We start from the raw sequence: 20,190 nt of genomic DNA, 5'->3' as shown, positions 1-20,190 counted from the left end.
CGTCCCGTTCACTCCGCCGCGCCGCCACCGTTGCCGGTTACAGCTGCAGCTCCGCCATGTCGTCGGTGATCTCGTCTTCGCCGATGGTCTGGCGGATCTTGGCCAGGTGGGCCTGTTCGCTCCAAAGCTCGAACTTGTTGCCCATGCCCAGCAGAACCGCCTTCTTCTCGATGCCCGTGGTCGCGCGCTGGCTCGCCGGCAGCAGGATGCGCACGGCGGAATCAGGCTCGACCACGGCCGCGGCGCCCACCAGCTTCATCTGCATGTCGCGGTGGGCCGCCTTGACCTTGGAAAGCGCGTTGACCTGGTCGCGCACCTTTTCCCACTCGGCGTACGGGAACAGCCACAGGCAGCCCGACTCGAAGGGGTTGTAGGTGATCACCAGACGATTGGCGCAGGCGTCGGCCACCAACTCGCGATACGCGGTCGGTATGGCCAGCCGGCCCTTGTCGTCAACGGTGATGGCGGTTTCGCCCTGGAACACGACCGTATGGCTCCACGAATTCCCACGATTTCACACAGGAACCCACGATAGTCTCGCCCCCTGAGACTGTCAAGGAAATTTTTCTTGTGAATCAATGAGAAAGGCGGTGATGTGGCAGTAATTCCAGCCCTTTCTGAGGAAACACCCCAAGGTATTTGAATGGCTGGGATTTTTTGTCTTGCGACCGTGCCATCCGTCACGGTTCCGGGCGCCCGGAAAGCACCTGGAGATGAATCGCCATTCATGGCTTTGCCGCGGGCGATCGTCATCGCCGCGCCGCGGGGGCGAGGCGATGACGATCGGTCGTGAAGGAGGCGGAGTCAGCCTGTAAGCCGGGTTCTGTACGCCTTGCGGCGCGACAGTCATTCCTCTCGGCCTGGCGTCACCGCCAGGCTCCAGCAACCTACCCGGGAACAACGCGGGCCGCGTTATCGTTCCCCTATTCGGTCTTGCTCCAGGTGGGGTTTACCGTGCCATGCGGCGTTAGCCCCGCACGCGGTGCGCTCTTACCGCACCCTTTCACCCTTACCACGCGCGCCCGAAGGCGCCGTTCGGCGGTCTGCTCTCTGTTGCACTGGCCGTCAGCTCGCGCTGCCCAGGCGTTACCTGGCACCTTGCCCTATGGAGCCCGGACTTTCCTCGACGCGCTTGCGCGCGACGCGACTGTCCGGCCGACTCCGCCACGCATTCTAATGGAAGAAGGCGCTCAAAACCGCAGAGAATCGGGCTTTTCAGGGGCAATCAGCCCTCGTAGAGCAGCTTGCGCGGCGCGCCCGTGATGGCTGCGGCCAGCTTGGCCGCCTTTGCCGGCGCCAGTTCTTCGCGCAGGATGGCGAACACGCGGCGGCCTTCCGCTTCGCGCGCATCCGCCTCTTCGCCACGTCCGGCCACCAGGATCACGCATTCGCCACGCTGCTGGTCGGGATCGTTCGCCACGCGCGCCGCCAGTTCGCCCAGCGGCTCGCCGAGCACGGTTTCGAACAACTTGGTCAATTCGCGCGCCAGCACGCCTTCGCGGGCTTCGCCGAACACGTCGCGCATGTCGGCCAGGCTTTCGGCCACGCGATGAGAGGACTCATAAAAGATAAGCGTGCGCGCATCGCCCGCAAGTTCCTGCAGGCGCGTGCGCCGCGCCGCCGCCTTGGGCGGCAGAAAGCCCTCGAACACGAAGCGATCGCTGGGCAAGCCCGCCACGGAAAGCGCGGCAATCGCCGCGCAGGCGCCCGGTACCGGCGCGCAGCGGATGCCTGCGGCGCGAGCGGCACGCACCAGGCGAAAACCCGGATCACTGATCAGCGGTGTGCCAGCGTCCGAAATCAGCGCCACGGATTCACCGCCCAGCAAACGCCTGACGATGGCATCCACTACGTCGCGCTCGTTGTGCTCATGCAGGGCCACGAGCGGCGTGCCGATGTTGTAATGCATCAGCAGCGGGCGGCTGTGGCGTGTGTCTTCCGCGGCGATCACCGATACCGCGCGCAGGGTCTCGATGGCACGCGCGGAAAAGTCGTCCCGATGGCCGATGGGCGTCGCGACCACCCATAGCAGACCCGGCTGAATCTGTGACATCTTGCTGTTTCCTGGACCATGGCGTGGCTAGCCAATGGGCTATCATCGCCCATCCGCCCTACCACGTCGTCAAAAAAGCTCGAAGGGATTTGGCCATGCGCTTGTATCGCGCCGCAGGCGTTGCCCTGCTGATTTCTCTGGCACTCGCTGGCTGCGTACCGCCGGCAGCGCAAAAGTCGCCCGCCGAAGTGGCAGCGAGCCAGCAGGCCGATGCCCTGGCCCAGCAGGGCAAGTTCGACGATGCGGCGCAGGCGTACCTCGCGCTGGCACAGACCGGCAGCAACCGCGATCACTACCAGCTGCTCGCCGCCGAAGCCTATCGCCAGGAAGGCCAGCTCGACCGCGCGGCACCGCTGCTCGATGGCATCAAGCGCCAGCGCCTTACCGGCGACGAGCCCTCGCGACTGGATCTGCTGCAGGCGGAGTGGGCGCTGAGGCAGCACAACGCACCGCGCGCGCTGCAGCTCACCACTCAACCCAACATCAGTGTGCCGCCGGCCCTTCAGCTCCGCCTGCTGGAACTGCGCTCGCAGGCCATGCAGCAGACGGGCGACCTGTGGGGCGCCGCGCGCTCGCGCGTGGAGATGGACGCCCAGCTGAGCGGCCTGGACCAGGCGCAGAACCGCAAGGAGATCGTCTCGCTGCTGAGCAAGCTCGGCGTGGATCCGCTCAAGCAGCGCGCCGCCGCCATGCAGGCGAGCGACCGCATGCTGCCGTGGGTGAATGAAGCGCTGACGCAGCTCGGCGTGGCGGTGGCGCATCCCGCGCCCGCGCTCGAGCAGGAAGTGGGCACGATGATTCCGGGCGAAGGCGCCAACGTGCGCGAGGGCTTCAAGATGCCCGCGCACGTTGCCCTGGTGCTGCCGACCAGCGGCAATCTGGCGTCTGCGGGCACCGCGATCCGCGAAGGCTTCTTCGCGGCCTACGCCGATTCCGCACGCAATCACACGCCGCGCCCTCCGGTGCGCGTGTACGACAGCGGCGGCAGCACGACCGGTGCGGTCAAGGCTTACCAGCAGGCCGTGGCCGATGGCGCGCAACTGGTAATCGGCCCGCTGACGCGTGGCGAAGTCTCCGCGCTGTTCGGCCTGCCCCAGCTCCCCGTGCCGCTGCTCGCGCTCAATCACCCGGACGACAAGAGCCTGCCCGCCAACGGCGTGAGCGAGTTCGGCCTGCTGCCCGAAACCGAAGGCGCCCAGGCCGCCGACCACATGTCGGAGAACGGCATCAATCAGGCCTTTGTCATCGCGAGCAGCGACGATTTCGCGCAGCGTGCCGCCCGCTCCTTCAAGGCGGAGTTTGAAGCGCGCGGCGGCAAGGTGGCCGGCACCGGCAACCTCGCCGGCAGCGGCGTCAACTACGGTTCGACCATCTCCGGCCTGGGCATGCCCACCGACAACGGCGATGCGGGCGCCAGCAGCAACACCGGCCTGTTCATCAGCATGCGCCCCCAGCAGGCACGCCTGCTGCTGCCGCAGATCAAGCTCGCGCGTGTGAATCTGCGAGTGTTCGGCACCTCGCATATCTATGCGGGCACCGATGACGCCGCCGCCAACCGTGACCTCGAGGGCGTGGAATTTTGCGACGCCCCCTGGTTGTTCGACGCACAACCGGGCCTGCCCAACCACGCCGACATCGCCTCGCAGCTGCCCGCTGCGCGCGGCACCTCCGCACGGCTGTTCGCCTTTGGCATGGACGCGTGGAATCTTGCGCCCTACCTTGATTGGCTGCGCGCACACGCCGGCAGCTACCTCCCGGGTGCCAGCGGACAGCTGACGTCAGATCAATTCGGCCGCATCCGTCGCGTGCTGGTGTGGGCGAAGTTCCAGGACGGCCTGGCCCACCCCATCAACGGCAGCCTGCAGATGGATACCGCGCCGGCACTGGCGCCACCCACCGACGCCACGGGCTCGCCGCAACAACCCGCCGAACAGCCCACCACGCATTGATGCGCGCGGCGGGCGCCGTCTTCGAACAACGCGCCTGCGCGGAACTTCAACGCGCGGGCTTCGTCCTGCTGAACCGCAACTACACCACGCGCCACGGTGAACTCGACCTGGTGATGCTCGAGGGCGGAACCGTCGTGTTCGTGGAAGTGCGCCATCGGCTTCATGCCAGCCACGGCGGCGCGGCCCTTTCCGTCACCGCGAGCAAACAGGCCCGCCTGATCGCCGCCGCCGAACTCTGGCTCGCCGCCCACCCCAAGCGTGCGCACCAACCCTGCCGTTTTGACGTGGTCAGCTATGACGGCCCCAGCGCCGATGCGCGCATGAACCATTGGCGCAACGCCTTCGAAACCTGCTGAGCCCGTCGCGCTTCAGCGGCGTCGCTGCATGGGCGAATGTGAACGCACGACGTCGCCACATTCAGGTTCGCGAAGAATCCGACACGATGGACTACGAAATCTGTCACGACGTGTAGTCAAAACCCTACACGCCAGCTGTTTCGCTGCTGACACACTTTGAGAGATTTCTCAGGACAATAGGCAGCAACGGGGGACGCGGTAGTTTTTCTTACATGTGAAACCGTCATTCCCGGGCACTGATTTACTGAATCGGCCAATTCCGCGAGACGGCCAAGTGCCCCTAAAATTGAAAAGCGCTTTGTTTCCGCATCTATGCATGGGCGCCGGCCGTTCCGAACGTTTGTATGTGAAGGCCTGCGGCCGCAATGGAGCGTCATGCCATTGCACAGATTCGGCAACACAAGCGACATACGGGGAAAAGTAAGCAGACTCCGTCACATTTTTCGGTGTCTGCGGTAGTCATGGGCAGAATCTGTGCGATCTACTAAACAAGGTGCCTACCGCCGCAAGGCTGCGATTTCGCAGGCATCGACCGGGATTCCAGAGCGCCCATGGCGTCTCTGGAAGAGGAACAGGGAGTTCGGAATGGAATCGACGTTCATTACCTTGCGGACACGCTTGCTGTCCGCTGCTGCGCCACATCCCATGCGTTCGCCAGCCAAGGCCAATCGCGCAGCTGCCCTTGCGGCAGTTGCGGTGCCGCTGGCGATACCTCGCTGAACCCATCGCTGACCCACGCCACCTCTTGAGGTTGGCGCGTATTGATGTGCGTGGCTGAAGGCATCCGGCCACGGAAATGCTCCAACGCAACCATCCCCTTTTCGTTCAGTCTGCGAGTACGTCGTGAAAAAGGAACTCTCCAAACGTGCCCTTTCGTGCTGTGTGCTGCTCGCCGCGGCGAGCCTCGCCGCCTGCGGCACGCCGCCAGCCAAGGACTTCGGCGGCCGATGGAAACCGGTGAATCACTTCCAGGACGCTCCGTCGGAAATCCCGCTTAATCAGGCCTACACGTATTACGCGGCGCCCATGGACGAGACGCTTCGCACCATGCTGAGGCGCTGGACCAAGGACGCAGGCCTGCAGTTCTCCTACCAGCTGCAGTCGGACTACACCCTTTACAAAGCGGTGACGCAGATCCACACCACGGACGTCTACTCGGCGACCTCCGAACTCTCGTCCATCTATGCAGCCCAGGGCGTATCGGTCACGACGGACGGCCACGAGATACGCGTCAGCGCCGCACGCATGTCGAGCAGCACTGGCACCACCGAAACACCTGCCAGCGGAACGCCGCAAAGCGCTTCCGCGCCGCAGAACACCCCGCCTGCTCAGGCCAAATGACGTCGACCAGGGAACCGTTGAGATGACCGCGCAGGGCTTGTACTGATGTTAAAGAAAAAGACTTCTTCAAAGATCGACGAGGCTGTAGCCAAGTCGGTCAATTACGAACTGACGGTCGCCGACATTGCACGGCGCAGTGAGCGTCGTGCCTGGTGGGTGGCGTTCTCTGCGATCGGCATGTCGCTCATCCTCGCCGGCGGCTATTTCTATATGCTGCCGTTGAAGGAAAAGATTCCCTACGTGGTGATGGCCGACGCCTATACGGGTACCAGCACCGTCGCGCGCCTCAACGAGGATTTCCTCAACCAGCGCATCAGCACCAGCGAAGCCATCAACCGCAGTAACGTCGCGCATTTCGTGCTCGCACGCGAATCCTACGACGTCGCGATGATCAATCTCCGCGACTGGGCGACCGTGCTGACTATGTCGGCGCCCAGCGTCGCCGCTGGCTACACCAGCCTGCATGCGTCGACCAATCCGAACAGCCCCTACAAGCTTTACGGACGGGACAAGGCGATACGCGTAAAGATCCTGAGCATCGTGCTGATCAATGGTGCCAACGGCGCTCCCAAGGGCGCGACAGTGCGCTTTCAGCGGAGCCTGTTCGACAAGCAGACCGGCGCCAGCCGCCCCCTCGACAGCAAGATCGCCACCTTGGAGTTCACTTACAAGCCGAACCTCAAGATGGACGAGCAGTACCGCATTGAGAACCCACTCGGGTTCCAGGTCACGAACTACCGCGTCGACAGTGACTACGCCACGGCACCGCCCGAAGAGGTCCAGAGCCCGCAGACCGACACCGCCGACAGCGCCGCACCGGCGTCGAGCACATCGAGCGGCGAGGTACTGCAATCGACGCTCAGTCCACAGCCGCCCATGTCCGAAACAGGCGTGATGCAGGCCCCGCCGGCGGCCGCACCGGCGGCAGCGGCCAACAATTCGCAGGGAGCGCGCCACTGATGATCAGGACAAGGAAGTTGCTCCCCATCCTCGCCCTTGGCCTCGCCACAGCCATGGTCACTGGCCGCGCCACCGCGCAGGCCATTGAGAAATATGACTACCAACCCGATCACGTCTATCAGGTGCGTACAGGCCTGGGCATCACCACGCAGATCGAGCTGAGCCCAAACGAAAAGATCCTGGACTACAGCACCGGCTTCAGCAGCGGATGGGATCTGACACGCCGCGACAACGTGTTCTACATCAAGCCGAAAAACGTGGATGTCGATACGAATCTGATGATTCGAACTGCCACCCACTCCTACATCTTCGAGCTGAAGGTGGTGGCCACCGACTGGCGCACGCTTGAGCAGGCCCGCACCAAAGGCGTGCAATACAAAATCACATTTAGCTATCCAGGCGATGTCGCGTTCTCGTACGAAGCGAACAAGGCAGCTCAGGTACCCGAGCTCAACACGTCGCTGGTGAAGGGCCGCAACTACAACTTCAACTACGACTACGCCGCGAGCCGCAGGACGGCGGTTTGGCTGGTGCCGGTGAACGTATATGACGACGGCCAGTTCACCTACATCAAGATGAGCGACATGAAGCAGTTCCCTACCGGGAACTTCCCGACCGTGTACATGCGCGAGCTCGAACATGGCGACGACTCCGTGGTGAATACGACCGTCGAAGGCAACACCATCATCGTCCACGGCACCTATAAGTACCTGGTCATTCGTCACGGCGACAACGTTGTGGGCATTCGAAGGAACACCGCCAAATGAACCAGAACAACTCGAATCACCCCGGCGACAACTCCGAGCAGGAATACTCCGCCGCCCACGATGCCCAGGCCGCGGCGTCTGGCAACCCGTATGCCGCGCGCCACCAAGCCACCACCACGCCCGATCTTGATGCAGCGGCTCCGCAACTGCGCTCGAGTGACTTGCGCCGAATGAATTTGCGCGCGCTGGGCTTCCTGGGTGCCATCGTCGCCTTGCTCGTCGTCGTAGCCATCTGGATGTTCAATAGCGCGACGAACCGCAACAACACTCCGCAGAAACCCAAGGAAGAAACGGTGACGGTACCTGAGGCCCCGAAGCCACAGGCGTTGCCGCCACCACCGGTACCGCGCCTGCCGCAGCCGATTCCCGTTGCCCCGACCTTGCCCGCACCGCAGCCTGAACGCCTCGCCAGCCAGCAGCCCCGTGGTCCGAGCCTAGTTGAGCGCCGCATGATGGCGGCCGACGCAGCCGTCGCCGCTGGGACGGGTAGTGGCGGCTATACAAACGGAGGCGGTTACGCCGCCGGCCAGCAAATGCAGCCGGGCATGCCCGGCTATGGCGGCGTGGGCCAGATGATGGGCGGCCTGCCCGGCATGCCTGGCACGGGCGTGCCGATCAACACTGCGTACTCCGCCAAGCCACTACCCGAAGTGTCGAACGCACAGCCTCTGGTTGACCCCGATACCTTGATGCTGCGCGGCACCTTCATCCGTTGCGTGCTGGAGACGCGCATCATCACCGACATCCCCGGCTTCACTTCCTGCGTGGTGACCGAGCCGGTGTATTCCTTCAACGGCAAGCATCTGTTGTTGCCGAAAGGATCCAAGGTGCTCGGCAAATACGAAATGGAGCCCAATGGCCCGCGCGTGGCCGTGATCTGGGACCGCATCGTCACGCCCACCGGCATCGATGTGAACATGGCCAGTCCCGGTGTCGACAACCTGGGTGGCGCGGGTCATCCGGGCTACTACAACGCACATTGGCCCAGCCGTATCGGCGCGGCGCTGCTGATCAGCATGCTCAGCGACGCCTTCAAGTACGAAGCCGCGGAACACGGCCCCAAGACCACAACGGTCAGCAACGGTGTCGTGACGCAATCGCCGTATGAAAGCAACACCGCTCAGACCATGCAGATGCTTGCCAATCAGGCTGTACAGCGTGCCGCGAACCGGCCAGCCACCGTCACGATCAATCAGGGTACGGTGTTGACCATCTACGTCGCCAAGGACGTGGATTTCAGCGGCGTCGTAGCGCGCTTCTGACAATGACTTGCCGATAACACCATGAGCGACGCAACCGTAGCCGCCGTCTCGAACGAATTCCTAGATTACCAGTACGAGGTGCTGGGAATCCGGGAATTCATGGCCTCACCGGAGGTCACCGAGATCTGTATCAACCGGCCCGGCGAGTTGTACCTGGAGAGCCGGGGTGCCTGGCGCCGGGTCGATGTACCGTCCCTCACATTCGACCGTGCCCGCCAGTTCTGCACTGCCGTGGTCAATGAGAGCAACACCGGCCAGCGCATCACCGACGTGGATCCCGTGGTTTCGCTGACCTTCCCCACCGGTCAGCGCGCGCAATTTGTCATACCGCCGGCGGTGGAGGCAGGCAGCATTTCCATCACCATTCGCCTGCCCTCCAAGCAGACCAAGACGCTGGCGCAGTACCAGGACGATGGCTTTTTCAACGAGATCCTGGAAGACGTGCACGGAATCAGCGAGCTGGATCGCCAGTTGCTGCAGCTCCGCGCCGAGCGCCGCTATGCGGATTTCTTCCGCCAGGCAGTGCTCGGCAAGAAGAACATCGTCGTATCCGGTGCCACCGGCAGCGGCAAGACGACCTTCATGAAATCGTTGGTGCACCATATTCCGTCCAACGAGCGACTCGTCACCATCGAGGACGCGCGTGAACTGTTCATCGACCAGCCCAACGTGGTGCACCTGCTTTATTCCAAAGGCGGACAAAGCGCGAGCAACGTCACGGCCAAAAGTTGCATGGAAGCCTGCCTTCGCATGAAGCCCGACCGCATCATCCTGGCCGAGCTCCGAGGCGACGAGTCGTTCTATTTCATCCGCAACTGCGCGTCCGGCCATCCCGGCTCCATCACCAGCTGCCACGCCGGTAGCACCGAGCAGACCTGGGATCAGCTGGCGCTCATGGTGAAGGCATCCAACGAAGGTGCTGGGCTGGAGTTCGCCACGATCAAGCGGTTGCTCAAGATGACCATCGACATCGTCGTGCATATCAAAGCGCACGCGGGTCGTCGGTACATCACTGGCATCGATTTCAACCCGGTCGGCTCGCTGCCGACCGACACACCGTGATTCCGCGGTCGCTGACACAGGAGGACACGAGGTGCTACCCGGTATCGAAATGATGACCTGCCCAAATCTATCCGCGCCCGCGGAGGTCATGCAGCACATTGTGGAAGTGGAGTCCGGGCGCAATCCCTTCGCCATCGGTGTGGTAGGCGCCCGGCTAGAGCGCCAGCCCCAGGATCTGGCAGAGGCCATCGCTACCGCCCAGATGCTCGAAAGCCAGGGCTACAACTTCTCACTTGGCCTCGCGCAAGTGAATAAGGCAAACCTGACGAAATACGGCCTGGATTCCTACGAAAAAGCCTTCCAAACCTGCGCGAATCTTGCCGCCGGCTCACGTATCCTCGCGGAATGCTTCACCAGTTCCCATGGCGACTGGGGCAAGGCATTCAGCTGCTACTACTCCGGCAATTTCACCACCGGCTACCAGGACGGTTACGTGCAGAAGGTGTATGACGCGATCAACCGCGCTGCGAATTCCAGCGTGAGCGGCACACCCATTCCGCTGGTCGCCGATGCAACACTTTCGCGCCGTACGCCGATCGGCCCGGTGGCAGTGGTTGGCGACGAGTCGGCCCAGCGCATTGCCATGCGCCGCGTCATCGATACCGCAGTCAACGCCGCCCTCACGCCCGTCGTAGCAAGCCGCATCGACAACGCACCGACGCCTTCGCCATTGCCGGAAATGCCGGGATCGCGATTGCCGCAAGCGGCCACGCCACAAGAGGGCGTAGCAGCCAATGTACAGGAGGGTGTTGCAAAGGTGGCTGGAGAAACCGCGCCCCCTGCCGCCATACCCCGGGACAACTCGGCGAACCAGGTGTTTGTGCCCGTCGTTCACGGCCCCAACGACCCGCCCGGCGCCCAACCGACGAGCACTTCCATGCAGCAGACCGCGATGGCACCCGCCATGCCTGGCGTGGATCACGCGGACTTGCGGCAACCGGCCACCGATTCGGCCTTTGTATTTTGAGTCATCGGCCATCGTGTCCCTGGAATCCAGCGGCGCGACGGCCATAGCGGATCAGGCATCCACTGCTTGTCCGGTAGCAGGAAGTTTGAGTCATTCCCGGGCAACCGGGCTGCTGCAGTAAACCCGGCGTCGTTCATCGTCGCCGCCCTGAAGAACGGCGAAAGCCGTGTTTGTTCCGAACCACCAAATCAAGGAAATCCGAGATGGCACCGTACTCACACACCAATCCCATGTTCCCCACCAAGAACATGCTCACGTTCATGGCCATGGCTCTCTTCGTGGTTGTTGCCGTGGCGATGCCTGACTTGGTGTTCGCGCAGGATCTCGCGGGAACCGACACGAAAGTTTGCGGCTTCTTCGGCAATATCAACAAGCTACTCAACTATGCCTCGATCATCGTGGTGACCATCGCCATCATCTTCTCCGGCTACCAGATTGCGTTCGCTCACAAGCGCATCGGCGACGTGGCCCCGGTCCTGATCGGCGGTCTGTTGATCGGCGCTGCCGCGCAGATTGCCAAGATGATGGTCGGCGGCACGGACCAATGCGGCGCCACTAGCGGATCGACGGTTACCGGCATCGTGGTTCATCTTCTGAACGTCTATGCATAAGAACGCCCTGTTCCGCGGCTGCACGCGCCCGCCCATGTTCATGGGCGTTCCTTATGTGCCCTTCTTCATGGGCGCGGGCACGGGCTTGCTGATGGCGATGTACTTCAACTTGCTCTTCCTGTTTCTGATTCCCGTGATCATCTTTGTCATGCGCCAGATGGCGCGACGCGACGAGATGATCTTTCGCCTGCTCGGGCTGCGCCTGCAGTTCCGCACACGCGTAAGGAACCTTCAGCAACACGATGGCATGTGGGCGTTCACCCCCAACAGCTACCGCGAACAGAGAAAGGCAAGCAAGTAACGCCGAATGATGCCCTGGTACGAACTACCAGGGCTCCCCTTGGCATCAACGATCGGTAACCAGGTCATGCTCACGCCCGACGCATCCATCAGCGAGTTCATTCCGCTCTCCACCCATGTTTCGCCCACTGTTCTTAAGACGACGGGCGGAGACTTTCTGCTGGTATGGCGCCTGGGCGGTCTTCCCTTCGTTGGCCGGGAAGAGTGGGACCTGGAGCATCGCCACAACACCTTCAACCGCATGCTGCAGACGCTGCGTGCCCCGGACTTTGTCAACGTGGCGTTCTGGGTGCATGACGTCCGCCGCCGGCGCACCCTGAAGGACAACAGCCGCTTCGAGCAGGCATTCAACCAGTCCCTGTCGGACGCGTATTACGGCGCGCTGTCCGCCCAGAAGCTCATGCAGAATGAGCTGTACCTGACGATGATCTATCGCCCGGTGGTATCGGGCAAGCGGTTCGCCGAGAAGTCCTCCGATATCGAGAAGCTCAAGTCCGAGCAGATCCAGGCCATTGCCACTGTGCAGGAGCTGGCCGGTAACGTCGAAGCCGTGCTCAAGGACTATGCGCCCTATCGCCTCGGCATGTACGAGGCCAAGAACGGCATCATTTTTTCCGAGGCGTTGGAATTTTTCGGCTACCTGCTCAACCGCATCGACGAACCAGTGCCGGTGCTTCAGGCACCGGTGTACTCATACCTGCCGGTTAGTCGTCAGCGCTTCTCCAGCAAAACGGGCGATTTCGCCATCACCACGCCGACGGGCACCAACCACTTCGGTGCCATCCTCAACATCAAGGAGTACACCGAGGGTACCTATCCGGGCATCCTCAACGGCCTGAAGTATCTGGATTTCGAATACGTCATCACGCACTCGTTCAGCCCCATGGGGCGCCAGGACGCCCTCAAGGCACTGGAGCGCACCAAGGGCATGATGATCTCCTCGGGCGACAAGGCCGTCAGTCAGATCATCGAACTGGACCACGCCATGGACCAGCTCGCCTCCGGCAACTTCGTACTGGGCGAATACCACTTCAGCATGGCAATCTACGCGGCGACGCAGGAATTGCTTTCCCAGCAGATCGCAGCCACGCGCGCCGAGCTGTCCAACGCCGGTTTCGTATCCGTCAAGGAAGACCTTGCCGTCACCGCGTCGTTCTATGCGCAGTTCCCCGCCAACTGGAAGTACCGCACCCGGCTCGCCAACGTCAGCTCGTTGAACTTCCTCGGCCTGTCGCCGCTGCACAACTTCGCCACGGGAAAGAAGGAAAACAACCCGTGGGGCGACTGCGTGACCACTCTTCAGACGACCAACGGGCAGCCCTATTACTTCAACTTCCACGCTACCCACCCGGCGGAGAACTCCGTGGGCGAAAAGGCCATCGCCAACACCATGGTGATCGGCAAGTCTGGTACCGGTAAAACCGCCTTGATCAACTTCCTGTTGAGCCAGGTGCAGAAGCTCAAGCCTTCGCCGACCATCTTCTTCTTCGACAAGGACCGTGGCGCGGAAATCTTCGTGCGCGCCTGCGGTGGCAACTACCTGGCACTGGAAAACGGCCAGCCCACCGGCTTCAACCCGTTCCACTGCGAGCGCAATGAAGCTAACGCGCAGTTCCTTGCTGATCTGATCAAGGTGCTGGCAGGCAAGAGCGTCTATAGCTCCCGCGAGGAAGAGGACATCTTCCGCGCTGTGGAGAACATGCTCGACACGCCCATGCATTTGCGCAACATGACCAACTTCCAGAAGAGCCTGCCCAATATGGGCGACGACGGCCTCTTCATCCGCATGCGCAAATGGACGGCGGGCAACTCACTGGGCTGGGTGTTCGACAATCCCACCGACACCGTCGACCTTTCCAAGGCCAACATCATTGGCTTCGACTACACGGACATCATCGACAACCCCGAGGTCCGCGTCCCCGTCATCAACTACTTGCTCCATCGCCTGGAAGCGCTGATCGACGGTCGTCCGCTTATCTACGTGATGGACGAGTTCTGGAAGATCCTCGACGGCAAGGGCGGCCTTAAGGAATTCGCCAAGAACAAACAGAAGACCATCCGAAAGCAGAACGGTCTCGGCATCTTCGCTACGCAAAGCCCGGAAGACGCGCTGGCCAGCGATATCGCGTCGGCGCTCATCGAGCAGACCGCCACCATGATCCTGCTGCCAAACCCCAATGCCAGCCGCGAGGACTATATAGAAGGCCTCAAGCTCACCGAAGCCGAATACCAGGTCGTAGTCAGCCTGGACGAGCGCTCGCGCTGCTTCCTGGTAAAGCAGGGCCGTGCTTCGTCCGTATGCCAGCTCAACCTGCGCGGTATGGATGACGCCCTGGCCGTGATCTCCGCGTCCACCGACAACATCGAGATCATGCACGCCGTGCTGGCTGAGCGGTCCGCAGCCGAAGGTATCCCCGTCGATGCGCTCCGCCCCGAACAGTGGCTCACCAGCTTCTATGAGAACCGCAAGGGCAGCGGCAAGAACCGTCCCTCGCCTTCCAACCTGTCGCCGCGCCCATCGCGCTCGGCGGCCGTCTGACCTGACACATGGAGAATCCCATGGCTATCTCTTCCCATGCCACGACGATGTCACCGGTGCGCCCGCGCCGATGGATCCATGCGATAGCCGCCCTGCTGTTTATCGCTTTCGCCACACCTGCAGCCCATGCGCAGTGGCAGGTGCAAGACAAGGATGCGGAAGGCACCTTGAACAACATCAAGAGCGACACCGGCGACATCAAAACCGGTGTTGATAACGTCAACAAGGTGCTCGGCACCACCAGCGATGCCAACGGCACCCCGATCAATGGCACGCTGAACAGCATCAACAACAAGTTCGTGATCGGTGCCTACGACTCGGACGTCCCTGGCACGCGCACGGCCGACCCGGTACAGGCGCTGCCTGCCGACTCGACCGTCCTCGATGATGGTTCCCATTGCAACGATGTCACACCGGCTCAGCAGGGGAACTGCCAGAAGATCGTGGCGCTGGAGAACGCCCAATACCGCTACATGCTGACCATGTACGCCACCAGCAAGGCCCGCGACGACACGCTTCGCAAGCTGCTCAACGAGCGACAGCAGATCAATACGAGCGACGCCAATCAGTACGGCAAGCTGGAAGACAACACCAACAAGCTGACGGCCCTGTACAACCTGATCGCCATCGATCAGCAACAGATGCAGTCGGTCAATTACGCCTACGAGGCCAACCTGCGCTATCTGCGCGCTCAGCAGACCCAGATGGCGAACGCCGCTGCGTCGGGCAAGTCTGCCTCGTCGGGCCCGAGCATCAGCCTTCCGGGCCTGGGTACGGACATCAACGTGGGTTCCGTGGTCGGCGCGCTCACCACCGGCGTGGCGCTGAAAGCGGCACTCAACGGCATCGCCAGCACGCCGCCGTCAGGTATGCAGACGCTGAGCATCGAAAAGACCAACGGATGGTAATGCCAGTCGGCATCGCGATGAGTACGGCCGCGCCGCACGCGGCCCATGAACGCATGGCACGTTACACAAGGGAAGTGCAGTGATGATCAACATGATTGGCAACTGGTTCGGTACAGGTGCCTTGGCGGACATCGGGGACGCGCTCAACAACGCGACCCAGTTCGTGTTCTTCAAGACGATCAACGATTTCCTGAGGAACGAAATCGACATCCTGCAGTGGAACCTGCTGTCGCGCTCCGCTTCCATCATCGGCTTCGTGGCCATCGTGCTGTTGACCATCTGGATCATGTTCCAGGGTTACCGCATCGTCACCGGTCAGTCGCGCCAACCCATGATGGCCCTGGTCGGCGACTCGCTGCGTGCCGTGCTGGTCATCTTTCTCGCCACCAGCGTGGCCTATTCGTCCTCGCCGCTCTACTGGACGCTCACGGATGGCTTGTCCAGCACCATTGCCACTTACGTCACCGGCTCGTCCACTAGCCCCTTCCAGAGCATCGACAACAACCTGGCCGGCATGGAAGGTGCCCTGTCCATCATCGACGCCATCGACACCGGCGGCAATTCCGCCGCGGACGCCGCCAAGGACCGCGACCGCTGGTTCACCGGCGTTGGCATTGCCGGCCCCAGCGTCATTGCCGGCGCGCTGCTGCTGCTGAACAAGATCGCCCTTGCCCTCTTCATCGGTTTCGGCCCCATCTTCATCATGTGCCTGCTGTTCGATCAGACCAAAGGCTTGTTCAGCAAATGGTTGTTCTACGGCATAGGAACCATGTTTTCCTTGGCGCTACTGAGCGTGATGGTGACGATTGCGATGAACATGATGTCAGCCGTCACCGCAGCGTTCGCCGCGAAATACCTCGCATCCATGGCCTCTGGCACCACCACCGACGGCATCAGCAGCATGGCCTTGCAGCAAGGCGGCCTCGGCCTGATCCTGTCCACCCTGATCGTAATGGCACCGCCCATGGCGGCCGCCTTCTTCCAGGGTACGCTGGGCCAGTTCGCTTCGTACTCTTCGTTCGGCACTATCGGCGCGAGAGGGCCAATGGCGCATCAGCAGCAGGCGTTGGCGCAAGGTAGAACGCCCACAGCCTATGCGCCAACGCCGATTGACCATTCGCGCGAAAGCGGAAGATCTCAGCTGACTGATGGTAGACCAAGCCTTCCTATGCAAGCCGCTACACTAGCTCAGAAAGACGAAATTCGTTCTGGGTCTGATCGCCCTTCGTAATAAGGAATTCACATGAAGTTGCTGACGCTCATTGCACTCCTTGGCTGTCTCTCGACATCTATGGCTTGGGCACAATGCGCTCCCGGCATTCCTTCGGCCGGAAATCCTGGCTGCATACCCCCAGACCAACCAAACTCACCTTACTACCAAGGCACCGACACCCAAACGCACGCGTCTCAGCCTAGTGCGGTATGGAGCGATCGCTGGGCAGCCATTGCATTCGGTCACACCAGCATCCTCGGCACGTCCAAAAATCAACCTGACCAACGTGCCGCTGAAAATAGTGCATTAGAGGACTGCCGCAAACAGGGGGGGCAAGAGTGTGTGATTAGCATTAGCTATCACAACCAATGTGGCGCCGTAGCTTGGGGAACCAGTGCAAGTACTACCGCACGCGCGCCCACCGCTGAGGAGGCTGCTAGCGACGCAATGAAAACATGTAGAAGCAAAACATCGGATTGTCAGATTTATTACCAGAACTGCACATATCCGGTGCGCGTGCAGTGATTACCTAGCACTCGCTCTATATCGACTCCGCGAAGCTATTCAGAAATGCAGTAGGCCGACGCAAGGCTGCAAAGTGGCATATGGCGACTGTAGCGATGCCATCAAGATGCAATAAACGAGATAGAGGCGCATGACGGGGGACAACATTATGAGGAAAAGTATCCGCAGCCGTTCATGCACGACAGGAGTCGCGCTTAGCGTATTGATGGCGCCTCTGGCATGGTCTCAATGCGCTCCTGGTATTCCTTCGGCCGGAAACCCGGGATGCATTCCACCTAACCAACCGAACTCCCCTTACTATCAAGGAGACGATGCCGAAACACAGGCGCAGACACAGCCTGCCGCAGTATGGGCCGACCGCTGGGATGCTATTGCCATCGACAGCGACGTAGGTCAGGCAGGGGTGATCGCCAACATTCCAAGCAAGAATGAAGCAATGGATATTGCCGTCAAAACTTGCAAAAAAATAGCGACTTAGATTGCAAGGTGGAGCTCACATATCACAACCAATGCGCAGCGATTGCCTGGGGCACACATAGTCACAGCGTCGCTTGAGCAGCTTATGTTGATACCGCGAGATCAAACGCCATGAACATGTGTAGTCAACGCGCGCAAGACTGCAAGATCGTCTACAGCGAATGTAGTTACGCCGCACGCGTGCAGTAGGAACTTTTGACAGGGGCTGGAGAGGGACTCGTGAAAAGGATGCCAGACAGATATCAGAGGGCGATGGGCATCGTGCTTTGCTATCTGGTATTCGCCGTGCAGGGGCAGCTGGGCATCCACGGGCTGGATCAGCGATGGGCCAGCGTGGACACCATGACGGCGATCAGGACACCGCTGGAGCAAAGCGGCACGCAGTGGTCACAAGCCGCGGAACAGGCGGGAAGCTACACGCACAGCAGCAACAAGCGCAGGGACAGGCACCCTACAGAGCCAGACATAGGCATGGCGCGTTAACCGTGCCCATGCATGCACACCTGCGTTTCACCACGCTTTTCAAGCCACTGACATCTTCACAGATCAATCAAGCTGAGCGCCCTGCATTGAACTTCAGAAACTTGACAACCTGCCTTCTCCTAATCGCGCTTACAGCCTGCGCAGATCACTCACCGGCAAGTTCGACAGGGGAACCATCACGCTCAGCATCGGCGTCATTCGCTTACGCATCCAGTCAGAATGCGCCAACCTGTCCATCGCAGGACTTCACAACGTTCCTCACGGCATTTACTGGCGACATGGCGATCCAGAAGTCATTCACGCGTGACCCATTAGAGAGCGAAACCGTCGATGCAAATGCCGAACCCGAACCGAAGCCCGTAACGAAGATGCTGCATGCAGCGGAGCTGAAGTTTCCCCTGATGCCCAACGCCGAACAGCAGGCCCGTGACGAACTCAAGCGCACTATCACAGCCATCGGGCCCGAAGAAATGCAACTCAAGCTCGCCAAAGAAGACACGGATTACCAGATGACTTTCGTCTTCAAGAAGGAAGGCTGCTGGATGCTCTATCGCAAGCAAGATGATTCGCTCTGACAAGCGCAAGGATGTCCTGCCATGTCATACCAAGACACCATGAACGTCATACTCCCCAGCCGAGACCGCCAATCACCGCACATCACTGGGCATTTTGGCGAAACCCGTGCAAACGGGCCTCACGGTGGCTCGGACTTCAACTATGAAGGTGGTCAGACCGGCGTCAATGTGACGCATCCTGCGGTCCATTCGCCCGTCGCCGGTACCGTGACGTTTGTCGGTGGTCAGTATGGCACGATCAAGATACGTGACGCCGCAGGCAACAGCCATGAGATTCTACATACCGATTCACAATCGGTGACGGTAGGCCAGAACATCGCCGCAGGCGACGAAATCGGCACTATGGGCGGGCGCGGACCTCATGGAGCAACGCAATATGCTCAGCACGTCCACTATCAGATGAAGGACAGTCAGGGTCGCCCCATCAATCCGGAGGTGTATTGGAATGAACGCACTCCGCAGGCTGCCTCTCATACCAGTACTGACTCCCCCTTGCGCCGAGACGCAATGCCCATCGGTGAGTTACGACAGGGCTCCCATGGTAGCGCCGTGCGAGACATGCAACGCCAGCTGAAAGAACTTGGTTATGTCGACATGCAAGGAAAGCCCATACAGATCGATGGCAATTTTGGCCCGAACACTCGACATGCACTAGAGCTGTTCCAGCGCGGTCATGGCTTGGCTGTGGACGGCATCGCTGGCCCAGAGACGCAGAACGAACTCCGGGACGCTTTTGTTCAACGTCAAATATCAACCGACCCAAAGGCGTCGCTCCGGATGGACGATCCAAACCATGGCGCATACCCGATGTTCCAGCAAAGCCTGTCTTGCATCGATCGGCTGAACGCCGATCGTGGTATCGCATCATCCCCTCGCGACAGCAACATCGCCGGTGCACTGACCATGGAGGCAACCGCCAAAGGCCTCACCCGCATCGATCACGTGGTACTCAACGACGACGCTAGCCGGGTATTCGCCGTGCAAGGGCGGCTGGGCGGCATCCAGGGACTGGAGCAACGATGGGCCAGCGTGGACACCATGACAGCCATCAGAACACCGCTGGAGCAAAGCAGCACGCAGTGGGCCCAAGGCGCGGAGCAGGCGGAAAAGCTGCAGGCACAGCAGCAACAAGTGCAGGCCAGGCAGCATACGGAGCCCAGCATAGGCATGGTGCGTTAATCATGCCCCTCCGCATATGCTCCCAAGAGCTTTTACGACGCGTAACGAAGGACGCTGGATGCTCTACCGCGGGCAAGTTGGTTCCCTCAGACAAACGCAAATAGCGCAGGGAAATAGCTTAGGAAACACCGACCACCAAGACACTTATGGCTAACCAACATCACGTTAAGGGATATGACGATGAAGAAATCATGGATTGCACTAGCTGCCCTAGGCTTTTCCGTCCCGGCGCTTGCACAGGTAGCACAATCCGTCGCGCCATTCAGGGATGACGACCCGTTTATCTTCTGCTCCCAGGGCTACGAAACAACGGTCGCCGCTGAGTGCTGGGTTCCCGTGACGCCCTACACCACCCGCGTCTATGCGTACACGGGGTTTTGCGACCCGCCGAACGAGGATGGTCGCCCTTGGACAGATCGCGACTACCAGGCACTGTCTCTCTACATGACTGTTTGCCCGCAAGCTCTCAAATCGGGCAGCTGGGCAGGCCCCGGCACGGGCGCGGAGTCGCCTTATGCGCACTGAGCCGTAATCGGAAGGGAAGAGGCAGCTCTCGCATCCGCAGCGTCTCGAGCGAACCGTATCGGACACGACAACAGGACCACGATCGTCATGAATACAGTCACTACGCTGAGCATGTTACCGCTGATGCTCATGCTAGCC

The 20,190-nt window shown here is 61.0% G+C and carries 20 protein-coding genes and 1 other RNA gene; 18 read left to right on the top strand and 3 right to left on the bottom strand.

The features are described 5' to 3' along the window. Positions 1-37: 37 nt before the first annotated feature. The 3 genes from mraZ to rsmI all read right to left on the bottom strand — a co-directional run bounded on the left by mraZ (position 38) and on the right by rsmI (position 2,053). Positions 38-484, bottom strand: coding sequence for a division/cell wall cluster transcriptional repressor MraZ (gene mraZ / locus BDW41_RS07780; RefSeq protein WP_074545742.1), 447 nt, complete (start codon positions 482-484; stop codon positions 38-40). A gap of 312 nt (positions 485-796) precedes the next feature. Beyond that, positions 797-1,163: RNase P RNA component class A (gene rnpB / locus BDW41_RS07775), an RNA gene on the bottom strand. Between the two features lie 62 nt (positions 1,164-1,225). After that, positions 1,226-2,053 carry a 16S rRNA (cytidine(1402)-2'-O)-methyltransferase gene (gene rsmI / locus BDW41_RS07770; protein WP_074545746.1) on the bottom strand — a complete coding sequence of 276 codons (828 nt, stop codon included), beginning with the start codon at positions 2,051-2,053 and terminating at the stop codon, positions 1,226-1,228. 95 nt (positions 2,054-2,148) lie between these two features. Here rsmI and BDW41_RS07765 point away from each other — a divergent pair, with 95 nt between their 5' ends. The 18 genes from BDW41_RS07765 to BDW41_RS22990 all read left to right on the top strand — a co-directional run bounded on the left by BDW41_RS07765 (position 2,149) and on the right by BDW41_RS22990 (position 20,052). Further along, positions 2,149-4,002 (top strand): penicillin-binding protein activator, encoded by a 1,854-nt coding sequence (locus BDW41_RS07765; RefSeq protein WP_074545750.1) that lies wholly within the window; start codon positions 2,149-2,151, stop codon positions 4,000-4,002. After that, positions 4,002-4,358 (top strand): YraN family protein, encoded by a 357-nt coding sequence (locus BDW41_RS07760; protein WP_074545753.1) that lies wholly within the window; start codon positions 4,002-4,004, stop codon positions 4,356-4,358. The genes BDW41_RS07765 and BDW41_RS07760 overlap by 1 nt, the downstream gene beginning before the upstream one ends. Before the next feature lie 843 nt (positions 4,359-5,201). Next, entirely contained in the window at positions 5,202-5,699 is a 498-nt protein-coding gene (locus tag BDW41_RS07755) for a hypothetical protein (protein ID WP_083337453.1), read from the top strand. Between the two features lie 45 nt (positions 5,700-5,744). Next, complete coding sequence (locus BDW41_RS07750; protein ID WP_074545760.1) at positions 5,745-6,659, top strand: type IV secretion system protein; 915 nt, start codon at positions 5,745-5,747, stop codon at positions 6,657-6,659. A gap of 53 nt (positions 6,660-6,712) precedes the next feature. Continuing rightward, positions 6,713-7,426, top strand: a complete 714-nt coding sequence (locus tag BDW41_RS07745) for a TrbG/VirB9 family P-type conjugative transfer protein (RefSeq protein WP_233496815.1) — start codon at positions 6,713-6,715, stop codon at positions 7,424-7,426. Beyond that, entirely contained in the window at positions 7,423-8,688 is a 1,266-nt protein-coding gene (locus tag BDW41_RS07740; RefSeq protein ID WP_074545768.1) for a TrbI/VirB10 family protein, read from the top strand. Before BDW41_RS07745 ends, BDW41_RS07740 begins: the two co-directional genes overlap by 4 nt. A 21-nt stretch (positions 8,689-8,709) precedes the next feature. After that, positions 8,710-9,750 carry a P-type DNA transfer ATPase VirB11 gene (gene virB11, locus BDW41_RS07735; RefSeq protein WP_074545772.1) on the top strand — a complete coding sequence of 347 codons (1,041 nt, stop codon included), beginning with the start codon at positions 8,710-8,712 and terminating at the stop codon, positions 9,748-9,750. A gap of 31 nt (positions 9,751-9,781) precedes the next feature. Further along, positions 9,782-10,717: a lytic transglycosylase domain-containing protein gene (locus tag BDW41_RS07730; protein ID WP_074545776.1), complete on the top strand. Its 936-nt coding sequence runs from the start codon at positions 9,782-9,784 to the stop codon at positions 10,715-10,717. 260 nt (positions 10,718-10,977) lie between these two features. Next, the gene (locus BDW41_RS07725; protein WP_255412965.1) at positions 10,978-11,328 is read left to right on the top strand and encodes a TrbC/VirB2 family protein; all 351 of its coding nucleotides are present in this window, start codon (positions 10,978-10,980) and stop codon (positions 11,326-11,328) included. Beyond that, positions 11,321-11,629 carry a VirB3 family type IV secretion system protein gene (locus tag BDW41_RS07720; RefSeq protein WP_074545779.1) on the top strand — a complete coding sequence of 103 codons (309 nt, stop codon included), beginning with the start codon at positions 11,321-11,323 and terminating at the stop codon, positions 11,627-11,629. Before BDW41_RS07725 ends, BDW41_RS07720 begins: the two co-directional genes overlap by 8 nt. A gap of 66 nt (positions 11,630-11,695) precedes the next feature. Further along, complete coding sequence (locus BDW41_RS07715) at positions 11,696-14,167, top strand: VirB4 family type IV secretion/conjugal transfer ATPase (RefSeq protein WP_074545782.1); 2,472 nt, start codon at positions 11,696-11,698, stop codon at positions 14,165-14,167. A gap of 20 nt (positions 14,168-14,187) precedes the next feature. Then, positions 14,188-15,075, top strand: coding sequence for a hypothetical protein (locus tag BDW41_RS07710; protein WP_146217327.1), 888 nt, complete (start codon positions 14,188-14,190; stop codon positions 15,073-15,075). Positions 15,076-15,157: 82 nt separating this feature from the next. Beyond that, positions 15,158-16,306 carry a type IV secretion system protein gene (locus BDW41_RS07705; protein WP_074545788.1) on the top strand — a complete coding sequence of 383 codons (1,149 nt, stop codon included), beginning with the start codon at positions 15,158-15,160 and terminating at the stop codon, positions 16,304-16,306. A gap of 637 nt (positions 16,307-16,943) precedes the next feature. Then, on the top strand, positions 16,944-17,291 hold the full coding sequence (locus tag BDW41_RS22995; protein WP_146217326.1) for a DUF4189 domain-containing protein: 348 nt from the start codon (positions 16,944-16,946) through the stop codon (positions 17,289-17,291). A gap of 251 nt (positions 17,292-17,542) precedes the next feature. Beyond that, a complete protein-coding gene (locus BDW41_RS07695; RefSeq protein WP_074545796.1) occupies positions 17,543-17,773 on the top strand; it encodes a hypothetical protein in 231 nt (76 codons plus the stop codon). Between the two features lie 278 nt (positions 17,774-18,051). Further along, on the top strand, positions 18,052-18,348 hold the full coding sequence (locus BDW41_RS07690) for a hypothetical protein (RefSeq protein ID WP_074545798.1): 297 nt from the start codon (positions 18,052-18,054) through the stop codon (positions 18,346-18,348). Between the two features lie 21 nt (positions 18,349-18,369). Next, on the top strand, positions 18,370-19,527 hold the full coding sequence (locus BDW41_RS07685; RefSeq protein WP_083337454.1) for an XVIPCD domain-containing protein: 1,158 nt from the start codon (positions 18,370-18,372) through the stop codon (positions 19,525-19,527). A 180-nt stretch (positions 19,528-19,707) separates the two neighbouring features. Further along, the gene (locus BDW41_RS22990; RefSeq protein ID WP_146217324.1) at positions 19,708-20,052 is read left to right on the top strand and encodes a hypothetical protein; all 345 of its coding nucleotides are present in this window, start codon (positions 19,708-19,710) and stop codon (positions 20,050-20,052) included. Positions 20,053-20,190 lie beyond the last annotated feature (138 nt).

The sequence above is a fragment of the Dyella sp. AtDHG13 genome, assembly GCF_003201105.1.
GTDB classification, from domain to species: Bacteria; Pseudomonadota; Gammaproteobacteria; order Xanthomonadales; family Rhodanobacteraceae; genus Dyella; species Dyella jiangningensis_B.
Note: the sequence above shows the minus strand (reverse complement) of the source record. Positions and strands in the feature narration are given on the sequence as shown.